This window comes from Belnapia arida (assembly GCF_016773205.1).
Classification (GTDB): Bacteria; Pseudomonadota; Alphaproteobacteria; order Acetobacterales; family Acetobacteraceae; genus Belnapia; species Belnapia arida.
On sequence record NZ_JAETWB010000004.1, the window covers coordinates 79,893 to 96,720 of the forward strand.

16 protein-coding genes and 1 pseudogene are annotated in these 16,828 nt (G+C 71.4%); 11 read left to right on the top strand and 6 right to left on the bottom strand.

Translation table 11 applies throughout. The features are described from left to right. Positions 1-4 precede the first annotated feature (4 nt). The 4 genes from JMJ56_RS12065 to JMJ56_RS12080 all read left to right on the top strand — a co-directional run bounded on the left by JMJ56_RS12065 (position 5) and on the right by JMJ56_RS12080 (position 2,830). A complete protein-coding gene (locus JMJ56_RS12065) occupies positions 5-373 on the top strand; it encodes a DUF423 domain-containing protein (protein WP_202831993.1) in 369 nt (122 codons plus the stop codon). Further along, positions 370-1,278, top strand: coding sequence for an SAM-dependent methyltransferase (locus tag JMJ56_RS12070; protein WP_202831995.1), 909 nt, complete (start codon positions 370-372; stop codon positions 1,276-1,278). The genes JMJ56_RS12065 and JMJ56_RS12070 overlap by 4 nt, the downstream gene beginning before the upstream one ends. 75 nt (positions 1,279-1,353) lie before the next feature. Continuing rightward, positions 1,354-1,746: an EF-hand domain-containing protein gene (locus JMJ56_RS12075; RefSeq protein WP_202831996.1), complete on the top strand. Its 393-nt coding sequence runs from the start codon at positions 1,354-1,356 to the stop codon at positions 1,744-1,746. A 166-nt stretch (positions 1,747-1,912) separates the two neighbouring features. After that, positions 1,913-2,830 (top strand): NAD(P)-dependent oxidoreductase, encoded by a 918-nt coding sequence (locus JMJ56_RS12080; protein ID WP_202831998.1) that lies wholly within the window; start codon positions 1,913-1,915, stop codon positions 2,828-2,830. A gap of 3 nt (positions 2,831-2,833) precedes the next feature. On the opposite strand, the gene JMJ56_RS33825 is transcribed toward JMJ56_RS12080, so the two are convergent. The 6 genes from JMJ56_RS33825 to purB form a co-directional block, all read right to left on the bottom strand. Then, on the bottom strand, positions 2,834-4,456 hold the full coding sequence (locus JMJ56_RS33825; protein ID WP_236037692.1) for a beta strand repeat-containing protein: 1,623 nt from the start codon (positions 4,454-4,456) through the stop codon (positions 2,834-2,836). A 101-nt stretch (positions 4,457-4,557) separates the two neighbouring features. Next, positions 4,558-5,985, bottom strand: coding sequence for a tetratricopeptide repeat protein (locus JMJ56_RS12090; protein WP_202832000.1), 1,428 nt, complete (start codon positions 5,983-5,985; stop codon positions 4,558-4,560). Beyond that, positions 5,982-7,439, bottom strand: a complete 1,458-nt coding sequence (locus JMJ56_RS12095) for an FkbM family methyltransferase (RefSeq protein WP_202832002.1) — start codon at positions 7,437-7,439, stop codon at positions 5,982-5,984. Before JMJ56_RS12095 ends, JMJ56_RS12090 begins: the two co-directional genes overlap by 4 nt. Before the next feature lie 5 nt (positions 7,440-7,444). Then, positions 7,445-9,043, bottom strand: a complete 1,599-nt coding sequence (locus tag JMJ56_RS12100) for a tetratricopeptide repeat protein (protein ID WP_202832004.1) — start codon at positions 9,041-9,043, stop codon at positions 7,445-7,447. Positions 9,044-9,212: 169 nt separating this feature from the next. Then, positions 9,213-9,503, bottom strand: coding sequence for a hypothetical protein (locus JMJ56_RS12105; protein ID WP_202832006.1), 291 nt, complete (start codon positions 9,501-9,503; stop codon positions 9,213-9,215). Positions 9,504-9,591: 88 nt separating this feature from the next. Continuing rightward, positions 9,592-10,929: an adenylosuccinate lyase gene (gene purB, locus JMJ56_RS12110; RefSeq protein WP_202832008.1), complete on the bottom strand. Its 1,338-nt coding sequence runs from the start codon at positions 10,927-10,929 to the stop codon at positions 9,592-9,594. Between the two features lie 139 nt (positions 10,930-11,068). Between purB and JMJ56_RS12115 the strand changes: the two are divergent. The 7 genes and pseudogenes from JMJ56_RS12115 to JMJ56_RS12145 form a co-directional block, all read left to right on the top strand. Beyond that, positions 11,069-11,677 (top strand): annotated as a pseudogene (locus JMJ56_RS12115) (TerC family protein); the annotation flags it as partial. Positions 11,678-11,985: 308 nt separating this feature from the next. After that, positions 11,986-12,654, top strand: a complete 669-nt coding sequence (locus JMJ56_RS12120) for a TerC family protein (RefSeq protein ID WP_202832012.1) — start codon at positions 11,986-11,988, stop codon at positions 12,652-12,654. A gap of 4 nt (positions 12,655-12,658) precedes the next feature. Next, positions 12,659-13,231, top strand: a complete 573-nt coding sequence (locus tag JMJ56_RS12125) for a hypothetical protein (protein WP_202832014.1) — start codon at positions 12,659-12,661, stop codon at positions 13,229-13,231. Between the two features lie 49 nt (positions 13,232-13,280). Then, positions 13,281-14,156, top strand: a complete 876-nt coding sequence (locus JMJ56_RS12130; RefSeq protein WP_236037693.1) for a methyltransferase domain-containing protein — start codon at positions 13,281-13,283, stop codon at positions 14,154-14,156. Between the two features lie 82 nt (positions 14,157-14,238). Continuing rightward, entirely contained in the window at positions 14,239-15,066 is an 828-nt protein-coding gene (gene map, locus JMJ56_RS12135) for a type I methionyl aminopeptidase (protein WP_407927904.1), read from the top strand. Positions 15,067-15,160: 94 nt separating this feature from the next. Beyond that, positions 15,161-15,871 carry a RadC family protein gene (radC, locus tag JMJ56_RS12140; protein ID WP_236037718.1) on the top strand — a complete coding sequence of 237 codons (711 nt, stop codon included), beginning with the start codon at positions 15,161-15,163 and terminating at the stop codon, positions 15,869-15,871. Between the two features lie 64 nt (positions 15,872-15,935). After that, complete coding sequence (locus JMJ56_RS12145) at positions 15,936-16,817, top strand: S1C family serine protease (RefSeq protein WP_236037694.1); 882 nt, start codon at positions 15,936-15,938, stop codon at positions 16,815-16,817. Positions 16,818-16,828: the final 11 nt, after the last annotated feature.

Sequence of the window (16,828 nt, forward strand, 5' to 3'; positions counted from 1 at the left end):
GGCCATGCATCGTCTCTGGATTGCCCTGGGTGCCGTCGCTGGGCTCACTGCCGTCGGCCTCGCGGCCTGGGCCGCGCATGGGGCGCCTGCAAGGCTCGACCCGGCGCGGCTCGGCATGCTGGCGAACGGCATCCAAATGCAGGGCTGGCATGCGCTGGCCCTGCTGGCCACGGGCCTCTGGGCGGAGCGGCATCGCGGGTTGCTAGTGCAGCTTGCCGGGGCGGGCTTCGCGCTCGGGCTGATCCTGTTCTGTGGCGGGGTCTATGCCGTGGCGATCGGCGGCGTCTCGCTCGGGTCGGTGGCGCCGGTTGGTGGCATGACGCTGATGGCGGCCTGGGCGCTGCTCGGCCTTTCGGCTTTGGTCCGGCGGTGATCGGGGCGGCCTATCTCGCGGCCGAGGGCTTCGAGGCGGAACTGGCCGAGGAGCTGCGCCTGGCCGGGGGCAGCATCGCCGGCTGGCATGGACGCCTTGCCCTGTCGCCCGAGCCGCCGCGGGTGCTCGCCTGGGCGCTCGAGGCCTGGACGGCGCCCGAGGAGGTGCCGGCCCCCTCGGTAAAGGCGGCAGCGGATGCGCTGCGCGCGATCCAGCGGAACTGGGCGCTTTATGCCCATGGCCAGCATCGCCGCGCCGCGCTGATTGCCGATCGGCTGCCGCCGGTGAAGGCACGGCCGCTGCACTTCCCCGAGCCGGCGCCGGCCGCGCATCTTGGCGCCTGGACCTTGCTGGCACCGGACCGTCTGCTGCTGAGTGCGACCAAGACCAGCCCCTTCGTCAACGGTGCGGTGCAATTCGTCGAGGACCGGGAGGGGCCGCCGAGCCGGGCCTACCTCAAGCTTTGGGAGGCGCTGACCCGTGCCGGGCGCTGGCCGCTGCCGGGGGAGAGTTGCCTCGACCTCGGCGCCTCGCCCGGGGGATGGACCTGGGCGCTGGCGCAACTCGGCGCGCAGGTAACAGCGGTAGACAAGGCGCCGCTCGACCCGGCGGTTGCAGCGCTGCCCGGCGTCTCCATGCGGCAGGAGAGCGCCTTCGGCCTCGACCCGCGGCAGATGCCGCCGGTCGACTGGCTGTTCAGCGACGTGATCTGCTATCCGCAGCGGCTGCTCGCCCTGGTGCGGCGCTGGCTGGAGGCGGGGCGGGTGCGCAACATCTGCTGCACTATCAAGTTCCAGGGCGAGACGGACCATGCGGCAGCGGCCGAGTTCGCGACCATCCCCGGCGCGACGGTCTTCCACGGCGCGCACAACAAGCATGAGCTGATGGTGGTGCGGCTCGGCTGAGCTGGCACGCCGGATGCTGTTCAGCCTGGCGCTGCAGACCGGCATGGGGCCGGCGGCAGCGGAGGTTCGCAGAGGATGCAGGTCTCAAGCCCGGGTAGCGCGGGCAACGCCGCCCTGATTCAGCAGATGCGCCAGCAGATGTTCAGCCGCGCCGACAAGGACCGCGACGGCAGCGTCTCGCTTGCCGAGTTCCAGGCGCTGGGCAAGCCGGCAGCTTCTGCCGCGACGGCGGCAATGGATGCCGCCTTCAAGACCCTCGATTCCGATGGCGACGGCAAGCTCAACGCGGCGGAGATGGCGAAGGCCCGGCCGCACCTGCTTCATGGCGGCAGCCGGCCGGCATTGGGTGCAGAGGGAATGTCGGCGCTGCTCGGCGCGCAGGAGGTCGGCCAGGCCGCGGCTGGCGGCGGGATCGAAGGGGTGATGGCGCGGATGCTGCAAGCCTATGGCGGCAAGGCGGCCGCCTGACCGCGCCCCGGATGCCGGGGCCAAGACCGGAAGACCCGCCATGGCCCTGCATTCCTGGGCATTGGTCGCCTGACCTGAAGAGGCGGCCGCCCACCGGGCGCTGAGGCTGGACCTCTCGCCGCCCGGCGTTACGATGCCGCGCATCGGATCTGCCGGGGGTACTGCCATGCGCGCCTTATTCGTCGATGCCAACCCGTCGCTCGCGGCGGTGACCGAGCGGCTGCTGCGCCCGGGCGACCCGGAGGTGGCCATCCACCGCGACCCCGAGATCAAGGCGGCCGACCTGCCGCGGCTGCTGGCGGGCTACCAGATCGCCATCGACGACCACACGCCCTTCCCGACCGAGATCGTGAAGCAGTGCCCGGAGCTGAAGCATATCGTCTTCCTCGGCACCGGCGCGCGCAGCTACATGAACCCGGAGGAGCTGGAGGCGCTCGGCGTCACCGTCCACATCATCAAGGGCTATGGCGACACCGCGGTGGCGGAGATGGCCTTTGCCCTGATGTGGGATGCGGCACGCAAGACGGCGCATATGGATGGCGCCATCCGCGCAGGCGGCTGGCCGCGGGTGGTGGGCACGCAGCTCACCGGCAAGACGGTCGGCCTGATCGGAGTGGGGGGGATCGGCGCCGAGATGGCGCGGCTCTGTGCCGGCATCGGGATGAAGGTGATTGCCTGGAATCGCTCGGCCAAGTCGATGCCGGGGGTGGAGTTCGTCCCGCTCGAGCAACTGCTGACGGAAAGCGATGTAGTTTCGCTTCATCTGCTGTTGAACGACGAGACGCGGGGCTTCCTCTCGCGCGAGCGCCTGGCGCAGATGAAGCAGGGGGCGATCCTGGTGAACACCGCACGCGGCGCCATCGTCGACGAGCTGGCCCTGGCTTCGGCGCTGGAGGACGGGCATCTGGGCCATGCGGGCCTCGATGTCTTCACCGAGGAGCCGCTGCCGGCGGGCCATCCGCTGGCCCGCCTCGAGAATGCGACGCTCACCTCGCACGCCGCCTTCCGCACCCCGGAGGCGAGCGACAACCTGATCGGGGCCGCGCTCGACCATTGCCGACGAATCCTAGCCGAGGGGCGGTAGCCCCTACAGCCAGAGGAAGGCGCCGGCGTCCAGATCGGCGAGGTTCACGCCGGTCAGGACGATCTTCATGTCGGCCGTGCCGTCGCCGCCCAGGTCGATGGACAGGACCTTGGTCGTGTCGTCGAAGCGGGCCTGCGTCGCGCCTGTCGTGGTGAGCGCGGCGGCGCCGAGAAAAGAGAAGGCGCCGGTCAGCATCCCGGTGAAGACCAGCAGGTCGTTCGTCGGATTGAAATCCGTGATGGTGTCGCCGCCGGTGATCGGTGCGTCATTGGCGGCGCTGAAGGTGAAGCGGTCCACTCCGGCGCCGCCCGTCAGCACATCGTTGCCAAGCCCGCCGCTGATCTGGTCGCCGCCGCCGCCGCCGACCAACGTATCGTTGCCGTCGCCGCCCGTGATCCGGCTGGAGACGGAACCGGTGATGGTGATGCTGTCGGCGCCGCTGCCGCCGGTGACGACCTCCGTATTGAAGACGGTGACCGTGTTGGCGCCGCTGGCGAGCGCCAGGCGATCCGTCCCCGCCCCGAGATCGATGCTGGCACCCGAGATCGCGGCATTGAAGGTGATGACATCCACGCCGTTGCCGCCTGTGATGGTCTCGGCGCCGCTGACGGTGAGGGTGTTGGCGCCGCTGGCCAGGGTGAGGCTGTCGGTGCCGGCGCCGAGGCTGACGGTGGCGCCGGAGATGGCGGCGCCGAGGGTGACGTCGTCGTTGCCGGAGCCGCCGGTGATGGTCTCGGCGCCGGTGACGGCGAGGGTGTTGCCGCCGTCGGCCAGCGCCAGCCTGTCGAGGCCGGCGCCGAGGCTGACGGTGGCGCCGGAGATGGCGGCGGCGAAGGTGATGGCGTCGGCGAGGGAGCCGCCGATGACGGTCTCGACGTCGCTGACGGTGAGGGCGTTGGCGGCGTTGGCCAGGGTCAGGCGGTCGCTGCCGGCGCCGAGGTTGATGCTGCCGCTGGTCTGGCCGTCGGCGAGGGTGAGGACGTCGTCGCCGGTGCCGCCGGTGACGGCCTCGATGCTGCTGGCGGTGAGGGTGTTGCCGTCGTCGGCGAGGGTGAGGCTGTCGCTGCCGGCGCCGAGGCGGACGGCGATGCCGGAGACGCCGGCGGAGAGGGTGATGCTGTCGGCGGCGGAGCCGCCGGTGATGGTCTCGATGTCGGCGCCGAGGGTGAGGGTGTTGGCGCCGGCGCCGGAGAGGATGAGGCTGTCGGTGCCAGTGCCGAGGGCGATGGTGGCGCCGGAGGTGGCGGCGCCGAGGGTGACGACGTCGGTGCCGTTGCCGCCTGTGATGGTCTCGGCGCCGCTGACGGTGAGGGTGTTGGCGCCGCTGGCCAGGGTGAGGCTGTCGGTGCCGGCGCCGAGGCTGACGGTGGCGCCGGAGATGGCGGCGCCGAGGGTGACGTCGTCGTTGCCGGAGCCGCCGGTGATGGTTTCGACATTGGAAACCGTCAGCGTATAGCCGCCATGGCCCAGATTCAACCGGTCCACGCCGGCGCCGAGATTGACCGTGCCGCCAGAGACCGCGCCGGTCACCGTGACGATGTCATTGCCAGTCCCACCGATCAGGCTGTCGAAGCTGCCCAAGGTGATGATATTGGCGGAGTCTCCAAGCGTGACGGTGCCGGACATGGGCTGATTCCTGCGTTCTGATGGCAGAGATCGGCGTCTTGCCGACGGAGGGCCCCTTTGGGCCGATGCGGCATTGTAATAGTCGAGTGGTGACCTGCCGCTTAACGCCGCGGGAGCGAAGCGGAGATTTCTTCGATCACGCACGCCCAGTCACCCGCGGCGGGCTGGCGCCACAGCCGCAGGCTTTCATACCAGCAGCAATGGTTGCCCTGCTGGCCCCAGCGCCAATCCGGCGCGTGGGGCAGCAGCAGCCAGCAAGTCCGGCCGAGCGCGCCAGCAAGATGGGCCACCGCGGTGTCGACCGCGATCAGCAGGTCGATCTGCGCCAGCGCCGCCGCCGTCTCGGCGAAATCCGTCAGGGCGGGTGCGGCGTCGATAACCCGGCTGCCGGCCCCCACCGTGGCGATGTCGGCCGCCCGTGGCCCGACCTGCAAGGATACCCAGCGCAGCCCCGGCTGCTGTAACAGCGGCGCCAGCAGGCCGAGCGGGATGGAGCGGTTGCGGTCATTCGCATGCCGCGGATTGCCGGCCCAAACCAGGCCGACCAGCGGGCCTTCGCCCTGCAGCCTCGCGGACCAGCGCGCTGCCCTTTCAGTCTCGGCAGACAGGTAGGGCCAAGCGGGGGAGGGCATCGGCTCACCGAGCAGATGCGGCAGGCTCAGCAGCGGCGCATGCGCGGCATGGGGTGGCAGTGGCGTGCCGGCGGGCAGGACGAGATCGGCACCAGGCAGATCGTGCAGCAGCGGCAGGAGAGGTGGCTGGACCTCCAGCACCAGCCGGCCGGCCCTGCCTCGGGCGGTTTCGATGTAGCGCAGGAACTGGATCGTATCGCCGAGCCCCTGCTCCCAGTGCAGCAGCAGCGTGCCTTCGATCGGGCTCCCGTCCCAGGCCGGGCTGTCGAAGCGCCTTCGCGGCGAGAGAAAGCCGGGCGCGCGCCAGCGCCATTCATGCTCGCGCCAACCCTCCGCCCAGCGGCCCATCAGCATCAAAAGAAGCGAGCGGTTGTAGCGCAGATCGGCATGGTCCGGCGCCAGGGCGAGGGCGCGGTCCAGCAGCGGCAGTGCCGCCTCCAGCTGCCCCGTGGCTTGCAGGGTGGTGCCGAGGTTGTTGAGCGTCTCCACCGCTTCGGGCTTCGCAGCAAGGGCTTGGCGATAGGCGGCCTCGGCGCCGGCCAGGTCGCCACGGGCCTGGCAGGTGCGGCCGAGGCCGTGCCAACGCTCCCAGCTCGGGCGCAAGGCGGCGGCGCGGCGGAGATGGAGGAAGGCCTCATCCGCCTCGCCCTGGTCCAGCAGCAGCCGCCCGAGATTCCAGCCTGCATCGGCATGGTCTGGCACGGCGGCAAGGGCCTGGCGGTAGCGCCGCAGCGCCGCCGCCTGCGCCCCCTGGCGGCGCAGCAGTACCCCGGCATTGTTCGCCGCATCCGCCACAGCGGGGTCCTGCGCCAGCACCTGGTCGTAGAGGGCGATCGCCTCGGCCGCTCGCCCAGCGGCGGCGAGGCGATGGGCCTCGGCCAGCAGTGGCGCGGTCATGCCGCGGCGGGACGCAGATCGGCCTGCCAATCCGCCGAGCGGACCGGCGGCAGGCCATTGACGGTGAAGCCGGGCGGCGCCGCCAGCAGGTTCACCGCGACGATGCCGCGGAAGAACTCCACCAGCCGGCCGTAGAGATTGCCCGGCTGCACATAGGGAACGACATGCCAGTAGGGGGCGTAGCCGAGCGCGGTCACCTCCTCCAGCAAGGCCGGCACGCTTTCCTTCAGCTCAGCCTCGAGATAGAGCAGCGGGCGGTGGCGGGCGATGGTCTCGCGGGCGCCACGCAGCACATGCGCCTCCATCCCCTCGACATCCGCCTTGATGAGGCGGCAAGCCGGCAGGCCAAGGCCATCCACCGTCATCACCGGCACCAGCGTGCCGCGGGCGGCATCGGCCGCCCCGTCGCGGCGTGACGGGTCGAGGGCGACGCTGCCGAAGCTGTGGCGGGCATTCGGGTCCATGCGAGGCACCTCGATGGTGCCGGGCGCCTCGCCGAGCGCGGCATTCCAGCAGTCCAGCTGGTCGAGCTCGTTGAGCGCGGCATTGGCGACGAGGTTGCGATGGACATGCGGCTGCGGCTCGAAGGCATGCACCCGGCCGCGCGGGCCGACCTGCCGGGCCATGGCGATGGAGAGGCTGCCGATATTCGCCCCGGCATCCACCGCCACGTCGCCTGGCCGCAGCAGGCGGGCGAAGAGCGCCACCTCATGCTCGGCATACTCGCCATAGGTATCGAGCAGCCGGCCGACATTGGTGTCCTGGCTGTTGAACAGCATCAGCCCCTGGCGGCAGGATTTCAGCCGCATGCGGCCGATGGGCGGGATCAGGCTGCGGTCGGCCGCGCCGTGCAGCATCGGCGCCGCCGCGGCCTCCGGCCGGCGGCGCAGCACCAGCTCGATCGCGCATTCGGCGACGGGACCCATGGTCTGGTCGCCCGCCATCTCCGGGCGGAAGAAGTCTCGCACCACCTGGATGCGCTCCAGCTCCACCAGCCCGCCGAACTCCCGCGCCAGGTCGACGACATTGACCGATTTCGGCGCCCAACTCTCGGCCTTGAAGGCGGTGAAGCTCCATTTGTGGTCGCCATTGGCGCGGCTCGGCCACTGGCCACGCTCGTACATGTCCTCGTCGGGGATGGTGATGACGAGGTGACCGCCCGGCTTCGTCACCCGGATCCAGTGCCCAAGGGCGATGCGCGGATCGAGCATGTGCTCCAGGCAATGGCTGGCATGGACGAGGTCGAAGCTGGCATCGGCGAGGCCGGCCAGGTATTGCGCGTCGCCATCCGGCCTGTCCCATTCGCGGACGCTCCGCAGCAGCGGAAACGCACCGAGGTGGCGGGAGAGCCCGTCCGGCCCGGCGCCGACGTCCAGTGCGTCGCCCACCATGTATCGGGTGAGGAAGGCGGCATCGGCGATGCGGCGCTTGGCCGCCTTGGACTGCTCATGCATGGGGGCTACTCCGCGGCCAGGGCCGGCAGGGGGGCGAGTTGCGCGAGATCGGCGGCCAGGGCCGCGAGCGGGGCGGACCAGTCGCCAAGCCGTGCCTGCCGCAGCAAGCGGCCGGAGGCATACCAGGGCGTGTCCTCCCGCCCGGGCATCCAGCGCCAGTCCGGAGCGAAGGGCAGCAGCAGGCGGAAGGGCCGGCCGAGCGCGCCGGCAAGATGGACGACCGATGTATCGACCGAAACCAGCAGGTCGAGTCGCGCCAGCGCCGCTGCCGTCTCGCCGAAGTCGGTCAGCAGGGGCGAGAGGTCCTCGAGCTGCCCTTCGAGGCCGAGCCCCGCGATGTCCGCCGCCCGCGGCCCGGCCTGCAGCCCATAGAAGCGCAGCCCCGGCATGGCCAGCAGCGGGGCGAGGGCAGCGAGGCCGATGGAGCGGTTGGCATCGTTCCTATGGGTCGGACGCCCGGCCCAGGCGAGGCCGACCCGCGGAGCGCCGCCATCCTCGGGCAGGCGCCCGGCCCAGCGCGCCGAGGCTGCGGCGGGTGGGGTGAGATAGGGGGTGGGCGGCACCGTCTCCGGCAGGGTACCGAAGGCGCGGGGCAGGCTGAGCAGCGGGCAATGCAGGTCGAAGCCCGGCAGGGGCTTGCCGGTGGCGACGGTCTCGGCCGGAAGGTCGGCGGCGAGCGGCAGCAGCGCCTCCGGCAATTCCAGCAGTACCCGGGCGCCACGGGCGGCGACGAGGGGCAGGTAGCGGAGCATCATGATGCTGTCGCCGAAGCCCTGTTCGGCATGCAGCAGCAGGGTGCGGCCCTCGATCGCCTCGCCAGCCCAGAGCGGCTGGCCGAAGCCACGCGGGCGGGCCGGGAAGCCCGGGACGTGCCACCGCCACTCCGCCCCGTCCCAGCCCGAGGCCCAGTCGCCGGCGAGCAGGTCGGTGACGGCGAGGTTCCAGCGCGTCTCGGCCTGGCTTGGCGCGATAGCGAGGGCGGCGCGGTAGGCGGCGCGCGCCTCGTCCAGGCGGTTCTGTCCGCGCAGCGCCCGGCCGAGATTGGAATGCGCCACGGCATGGCGCGGGTCGAGCGAGAGGGTGCGGCGCAGCGCCGTTTCCGCCTCCTCCGCCCGGTCGAGCAGGAGGAAGGCGGTGGCAAGGCTGTGCCAGGCCTCCGGCTCGCCTGGCGCGAGGCTGGTGGCGTGGCGCAGCGGGGCCAGTGCCTCCTCCGCTCGTCCGCGATGCTGGAGGGCAAGGCCGCGATTGGCCCAGCCAACCCACCAGCCTGGCGCGGCCTCGGTGGCGGCAGCGAATTCCGCCTCCGCCTCGACGGCCAGTCCACGGTCCAGCAGGAGGCCGCCGATGCCGGTGCGGGCGGGGGCGAGGTCGGGGGCGAGGAAGCGGGCGCGGCAGAGGGTGGCCATCGCTTCGCCGCGGCGGCTGAGGGCCTGGAGGGCGAGGCCGGCGCCCGCCCAGGCCCTGGCGTCCTCCGGCGCGAGGGCGATGGCATGCTCGAAGAGGGAAAGGGCTCGTCGATGGTCCCCCGCCGCCGCGCATTGGCTCGCGGCGGCGATCAACCCGGCGGTGTCCCGCGCGGGCACCGGCGGCAATGGCTTTTCCATATCCGCTCCTGCGCCGGCGCGCCGGGGAGCGGTGTGCCCCAGGATCTCGCCGGACGATGTCCGGCCACGACCCTAGGGGGGCGAAGGCTGAGGAAGCGTTAAGCCGCTGGCTGCCCTGTTGCGTGGGCCGGCCCGCGGTCCGTCACCGTGCGCCGGTCACGCTTCCGCCTTAGCGGATGTAGAAGCCGAAGCCCGGCGGTGGCGGGGGCGGGGCGTAGTAGCGCGGCGGCGGTGCGTAGTAGGCGGGCGGCGGCGGCCGGTAATAGACCGGCGGCGGAGGCGGCGCGTAGTAGCGCGGCGGCGGGCCCCAGTAGCGCGGCGGTGGCGGCCGGTAGTGGCCATAGCCATGGCCATGCGGGCGGCCATACCAATAGGGCTGCGCCTCACCCGTCGCGGGCGCCAGGGCCAGGCCGGCGACGAGGCCGGCCAGGGCGAGAATGGTCAGTCGAAGGGCGCGCATGGCGACCGATCCTCCTTGCTAGCAGGGAATGTAGCGCCCTGCTTGCGGCGGAAACGCGGCAATCCCGCGGCCCGCCCGGGGCGGCGGATCACTCCGCCGCGAAGACCCTGTCGAATATGGTGCGCACATGGGCGAAGTCACGCGCCGGGTCCATTGCCGCATCCAGCGCCGCCCCGTCCATCACCGCCGCGACGCCCGGCTCGGCCAGGAGGTTGTCGCGGAAGCGGCGGGACTCCGGCCGCCCGAGCGCCCGCCACGTGGCCATGGCGGCGGCCTGGACGGCGGCATAGGCGGCTTCGCGGCTCATTCCCGCCTGGGTCAGCGCCAGCAGCACCTTCTGCGAATGGACCACGCCGCCGAGCCCCTCCAGGTTCTCAGCCATCCGCTCGGGATAGACCGTCAGCTTCTCCATCATGCCCGTGAGGCGGGCGAGGGCGAAGTCGAGGCCGATGGTGGCATCCGGTGCGATCACCCGCTCGACGCTGGAATGGCTGATGTCCCGCTCATGCCAGAGCGCGACATTCTCCATGGCCGGGACGACATGGCTGCGGACCAGCCGGGCGAGGCCGGTCAGGTTCTCCGACAGCACCGGGTTCCGCTTGTGCGGCATGGCGGAGGAGCCCTTCTGCCCGGCATGGAAGAACTCCTCGGCCTCGCGCACCTCGCTGCGCTGGAGGTGGCGCACCTCGGTCGCCAGCCGCTCAATTGATGAGGCGACGACGCCGAGCGCGGCGAAGAAGGCGGCATGGCGGTCGCGCGGGATGACCTGGGTGGAGACCGGCTCGACGGCCAGCCCCAGCTTCTCGGCGACATAGGCCTCCACGCGCGGGTCGACACTCGCAAAGGTGCCGACCGGGCCGCTGATGGCGCAGGTGGCGATCTCCGCCCTCGCCGCGATCAGCCGGTCACGGTTGCGGCGGAACTCGGCGTAATACCCGGCGAGCTTCAGGCCGAAGGTGGTCGGCTCGGCATGGATGCCGTGGCTGCGGCCGATGGTGGGTGTGAACTGGTGCTCGAAGGCGCGGGCTTGCAGCGCCGCCAGCAGCGCGTCGAGATCGGCGACCAGCAGGTCCGCCGCCCGGGTCATCTGCACCGCGAGGCAGGTGTCGAGCACGTCGGAGCTGGTCATGCCCTGGTGCATGAAACGGGCCTCGGGCCCGATCCCCTCGCCCATCCAGGTGAGGAAGGCGATGACGTCATGGCGGGTGACGCGCTCGATGGCGTCGATCGCCTCGACCTCGGCGGGGCCGATGGAGGCGGCGCGGGGAGCGCCCTTCTCGCGGATCACGCGGGCCGCGTCCTCGGGGATGGTGCCGAGCCGGGCCATGGCCTCGGCGGCCAGGGCCTCGATCTCGAACCAGATGCGGAAGCGCTCTTCCGGCGACCAGATCGCGGCCATCTGCGGGCGGGTATAGCGGGGGACCATCCGGGCCTCGGGCGTCAGGGGCGGGAAGGGCGCGGTTTGGACCCCGCAGGCGCGGATGGCAAGGCCGCCACCCTGCTGCCGATTGGGCTTGCAGAAAGATTGACGTATATTTATCTGCGCCCGGCTCCTCAAGGATTGCATGCTCATGCCCGAATGGCTCGTCCCACTCGCCCAGGTGTTGTTCATCGACCTCGTCCTGGCGGGAGACAATGCCATCGTCGTCGGCATGGCCGCGGCCGGGCTGCCGGCGGAGCAGCGGCAGAAGGCGATCCTTTGGGGCATCGCGGCGGCGACGGTGATGCGCATCGGCTTCGCTGCCATCACCGCACAACTTCTTGCCATAGTCGGCATCACCCTGGCGGGCGGCGTGCTGCTGCTCTGGGTCTGCTGGAAGATGTTCCGCGAACTCCGCTCGCATCACGAGGCCCCGTCCGAGGCGACGCTCGCCGAGGCCGAGGCCACGGCGCCGCCGAACAAGACGCTCGGCCAGGCCATCATCCAGATCCTGGTCGCCGACGTGTCGATGAGCCTCGACAACGTCCTCGCCGTGGCCGGGGCGGCGAAGGAGCACACCTGGGTGCTGGTCGGCGGCCTCGCCATCTCGGTGGTGCTGATGGGGGTGGCGGCGACGCTCATCGCCAACCTGTTGAACAAGCACCGCTGGATTGCCTGGGTGGGGCTCGCCGTCATCCTCTACGTGGCGGTGGACATGATCTGGCAAGGGACGCATCAGGTCGCCGACCAGGTGCCCGGCGCCTATGCCTACCTGCTGCTGCCGCTCGGCTACCTGGCGGTGCCGCATGTCTTCCCGGCCTGGATCTGGGCGGCGGCGACGGCGCTGCAGGTGGTGGTGGTCGCTGCCCTGGCGACGGGGACGGTGACGTTGCTGCGCCGGGCCGCCGACCGGGATTGATGAAAAATTGGCAATGTAAAGAGGCACTTGGCGCCCGTTCCTGAGACGGGCGCCGACTTCACAGGCCGAAATCGCTCCCCTAGGGTGCGCCGCGCCGGAATCCCGGCCGTTGTCGCCACTGTCACCCGGCCGGAGCCTGCCGCATGGATCTGTCGTCTTTTTCCGAGAGCTGGAATTGGCTGCTGCTGGGGCAGATCCTCGGCGTCAACATCATCCTCTCGGGCGACAATGCGGTGCTCATCGCCCTCGCCGCCGCCGGGCTGCCGGCCGAGCAGCGCGCCAAGGCGATCATGTTCGGCATGGTGCTGGCGGTGGTGCTGCGCATCTTCCTCAGCCTCGCCGCCGTCTGGCTGCTGGCGGTCCCGGGCCTGCTGCTGGTGGGCGGGCTGGTGTTGCTGTGGATCGCCTACAGCTTCTTCAAGGAGCTGCGGAACGAGGACAGGGCCGATGCCGAGGGAGCGCACGCCCCGCATGAGACCAAGACGATGGGGACCGCGCTGCGCCAGATCGTCATTGCCGATGTCTCGATGAGCCTCGACAACGTCCTCGCCGTGGCCGGCGCCGCGGTCGGCAACATGCCGATGCTCATCGTCGGCCTCGTCATCTCCATCCTGCTGATGGGTGTCGCGGCGACGCTGATCTCGAAGCTGCTCGAGCGCTACCGCTGGATCGCCTATCTCGGCGTGGCGCTGATCGTCTGGATCGGAGTCAAGATGGTCCTTGAGGACGCACACCGCCTCGTGGGGATGTACGGTACCGGCCATGCCGCGCTGGAGCGCAGCCCGGCCCTGGTCGTCGGCCGCGAGGGCTGAGCGGGTGAGGTCGGGCCAAGAGGCCGTCGCGGCGGCGCTGCTGCTTGCCGGCTGCGCGGTGCCGGCGGCGACGACGCCGGCACCGCGCCCCGCCGGCCCCACCGACCTCGCCGCCCGCCTGCCGGAGCAGGCGGCCGGCTTCCTTCGCGGCGCCACCACGCCCTTGTCGCGCGGCGAGGCAGGGCGCGAAATCGGCTACCGCACCGCGGGCATGGTCGCGGCCGGCGCCACCGTGCAGCTCTACCGCCTGCCGGGCGTGACGCTGCCCGAGGGCGCCGGCAGCGCCGATGCCGAAGCGGCCTTCAACGACCTCCTGCAGGAAGCGCTCCGCCCCGTCCCGCCGCGGCGGATGCGGGAGGAGGCGCGCTTTACCCTGCCCACCGGCGGCCCCGCGCTGCTGCGCTGCGCCGAGACCTCCGGCTCCTACGGGCGGGAGCGGGTGCAGGGGCTGGTTTGCGCCGGCGGGGTCGGCGGCGGCGTGCTGCGGCTGCGCGTGGCGGTGCCCCGGCAGGACGCGCCGCCGGCGGACGCCCGCGCCTTCGCCTCGGCCATCCTCGCCGCGCTGCGCACCCCCTGACACCGGCCCCTCGCGGCCCCACTTGCCGGGCATGAGCAGCCCCGACCCGATGCGTGTCTTCGACCGCCACCTGGTGCGCCTCCGCCGCGACCGCGCCGCCGGCACCGTCGCGCAGGTGGCGCCGGTGCTGGAAGAGGCGGCCGAACGGCTGCTCGACCGGCTGGACGACATCACCCGCCGCTTCACCCGGGCGCTCGACCTCGGCGGGCGCGGGGTGGTGCCGCCGCGGCTCCGGGCGCGGGGCATCCCCTTCGTGGTCTCGATGGACCTCTCGGCGCGCATGGCGGCCGGGGCCGGGGGCCTGCCGGTAGCGGGCGACGAGGAGGCGCTGCCCTTCGCCCCGGAAAGCTTCGACCTAGTCGTCGCCAACCTTGCCCTGCATTGGGTGAACGACCTGCCGGGGGCGCTGGTGCAGATTCGCCGGGTGCTGCGGCCGGACGGGCTGTTCCTTGCCTCGCTGCCCGGCTTCGGCACTTTGCAGGAATTGCGCGAGGCGCTGGCCGGGGCTGAGAGCGCACTGCGCGGCGGCCTGTCGCCCCGCGTCTCGCCCTTCCCGGAGTTGCGCGACCTGGCGGGGCTGTTGCAGCGGGCCGGCTTCGCCCTGCCGGTCGCCGATGGGGAAACCCTGCCGCTGCGGTACCGCACACCGCTCGGCCTGCTGCGGGACCTGAGGGCAGCGGGCGAGGCCAATGCCGTGCTGGCCCGCGACGGGCGCATTCCGCCCCGCGCCCTGCTGCCGATGGCGCTGGCCGGACTGCCGCAGGAGCCGGAGGGCATCCCCGCCTCTTTCCGCCTGCTGATGATGACCGGCTGGGCGCCGCATGAGAGCCAGAGCCGGCCCGCCCGCCCCGGCAGCGCCAATGCCCGGCTGGCCGATGCCCTCGGCGTCGAGGAGCGCAGCGCGGGCGAACGCGCCGGGGGCTGACCTCGCGCGTCCGCGACATGTCGCGGGCCTCGCAAGTATTGCACCGAGGGCGCCCCGCGATCATCTTGGGCGCAACCGCCGAATGCAGAGACAGTCGAAGACCATGGACCAGCAGGGCGGCGACGCACGCCGCATCACCCTTCATTCCGTCGATGACTTCGCGGGCATGCGGCGGGCCGGCCAGCTGGCCGCCGAGACGCTCGACCTCATCACCCCGCACGTCCGTCCCGGCGTCTCCACCGCCGAACTGGACCGCATCTGCCACGAGCACATCCTGTCGAAGGGCGCGGTGCCGGCGCCGCTTGGCTATCGCGGCTATCCCAAGTCGATCTGCACCTCGATCAACCATGTCGTCTGCCACGGCATCCCCGGCGAGCGGGTGCTGATGGATGGCGATGTGGTGAACATCGACGTCACCGTCATCCTCGACGGCTGGCATGGCGATACCAGCCGGATGTATGTCGCCGGCACCGCCTCGACCAAGGCGCGGCTGCTGCTCGACGTCACCTATGAGTCGCTGATGCGGGGCATCGAGGTCGTGAAGCCGGGGGCGACGCTCGGCGATATCGGCCATGCCATCCAGAGCTTCGTGGAGCGCCACCGCTTCGCCGTGGTGCGGGATTTCTGCGGCCATGGCATCGGCCGGCGTTTCCACGAGCCGCCGAACGTGCTGCATTTCGGCCGCCCCGGCGAGGGGCCGACGCTCCGCCCCGGCATGTTCTTCACCATCGAGCCGATGGTGAATGCCGGCCGGCCGGAGGTGAAGATCCTCGACGATGGCTGGACGGCGGTGACGCGGGACCGCAGCCTCTCCGCTCAGTTCGAGCACATGGTCGGCGTCACCGAGACGGGGGCGGAGGTCTTCACCTACTCCCCCGCCGGGCTGCACAAGCCGCCCTACGAGGTCTAGCGGCTTTTCGTTCCATATGAGTATCGTGTAGTCTGGCCCCGTGCAGATGGGGCCAGGGATGCCGAAGGGCGGGAAAGCGAAGGGCTTCGCCGATATGGGGCTGCTGGCCTTGCCGCTCAAGATGCCGGAGGTTGCGCTAGGCCATCTCGGCCATCGTGCCCGCATGCGCCAGCGCCTGCTTACCGCCGGGCCCGAGGCGCTCGCCGATTACGAGCTGCTCGAGATGGTGCTCTTCCTCGCCCTGCCGCGGCAGGATACCAAGCCGATCGCCCGCGCGCTGATGGCCCGCTTCGGCAGCTTCGCCAATGCCATCGCCGCGCCGGCCGCCGAACTCTGCCAAGTGGAGGGGGTGAAGGAAGCCGGGGCCGCCGCGCTGAAGACGGTGCAGGCCGCCGCCCTTCGCCTGGCACGGGCCGATTTGCTGGACCGGCCGCTGCTAGACTCCTGGGAGCGGCTGCTCGACTACCTCGCCGCCAGCCTGGCCAGGGCGCGGGTGGAGGAGGTGCATGTGCTCTTCCTCGACGCCCGCAACCAGCTGATCGCCGACGAGGTGCAGGGCCGCGGCACGGTGAACCACAGCCCGGTCTATCCGCGCGAGGTGGTGAGGCGCGCGCTGGAGTTGCAGGCGACGGCGCTGGTCCTGGTCCACAACCACCCCTCGGGCGACCCGACCCCCTCGCGCGCCGACTTGCAGATGACCGCGCAGATCAAGGCCGCCGCCGCCGTTTTCGACATCCACCTGCATGACCATCTCATCATCGGCAACGGGCGGCAGGTCTCCCTCCGGCGGGAGGGGCTGCTCTGAGCGTGACCGAGGGGCAGATGTTGTGATGTTGACCCGACCTACCGGCCAGCGGCAGGCTCGCGCCATGCGCAAGCTCGTGCTGCCCGTTGCAATCTGCCTGATCGCCACCGGGCTGGGCCCGGCTTGGTCGCAAGGCAAGCCGCCGCCGCTCGGGGTGAACCCGGCGCCGGCGGAGCCGGGCGGCAAGCCGCCGCCGCTCGGCGCATCGCCCGTTCCGTCAGGCCCGGCCGTCGCCGCGGTGCCGGGCGGCAAGCCGCCGCCCCTGCCGCCGGGCAGCGGGCCCTTCGGTGCGTCGCCGGGCGGGCCGCGTGCCGTCTCCTCCGGCACCGGCTTCGTCGTCGCGCCCTCCCGCATCCTCACCAACTACCATGTGGCACGGCAGTGCTCGGAAATGCGCGTTCGCACCTCCACTGGCGCCGAGCTGACCGCCCGCGTCGGCGCAACGGATGAGCAGCGGGACCTCGCCCTGCTGACCGTGCAGGGCGGCGACCCTGGACCGGTGCTCAGCTTCCGCAGCGGGCCGGAGCTGCGGCGCGGCGAGGGTGTCGTCACCTATGGCTTCCCGCTGGCCGGCCTGCTTTCCTCCGGCCCGACCCTGACCACGGGAGAGATCTCGGCACTGGCCGGGCTGCGAGACAACCAGACGCAGTTCCAGATCAGCGCGCCGGTGCAGCCGGGCAATTCCGGCGGTCCGCTGCTCGATCTCGGCGGCAATGTGGTGGGTGTCGTCGTGTCAAAGCTGAATGCCCAGCGCATCGCCCAATCCACCGGGGACATCCCGCAGAACGTCAATTTCGCTGTGAAGGGTAATGAAGTGGTCGATTTCCTTCGCCGCAACAGCATCCAGCCACGGCTGGCACCGACCACCGGCTCGGCGCTGCGCAACGCGGCCGAGGTCGGGGAGGTTGCGCATCCCTCGACCGTCTTCCTCCGCTGCATGCGGTGATGCCTTCATGG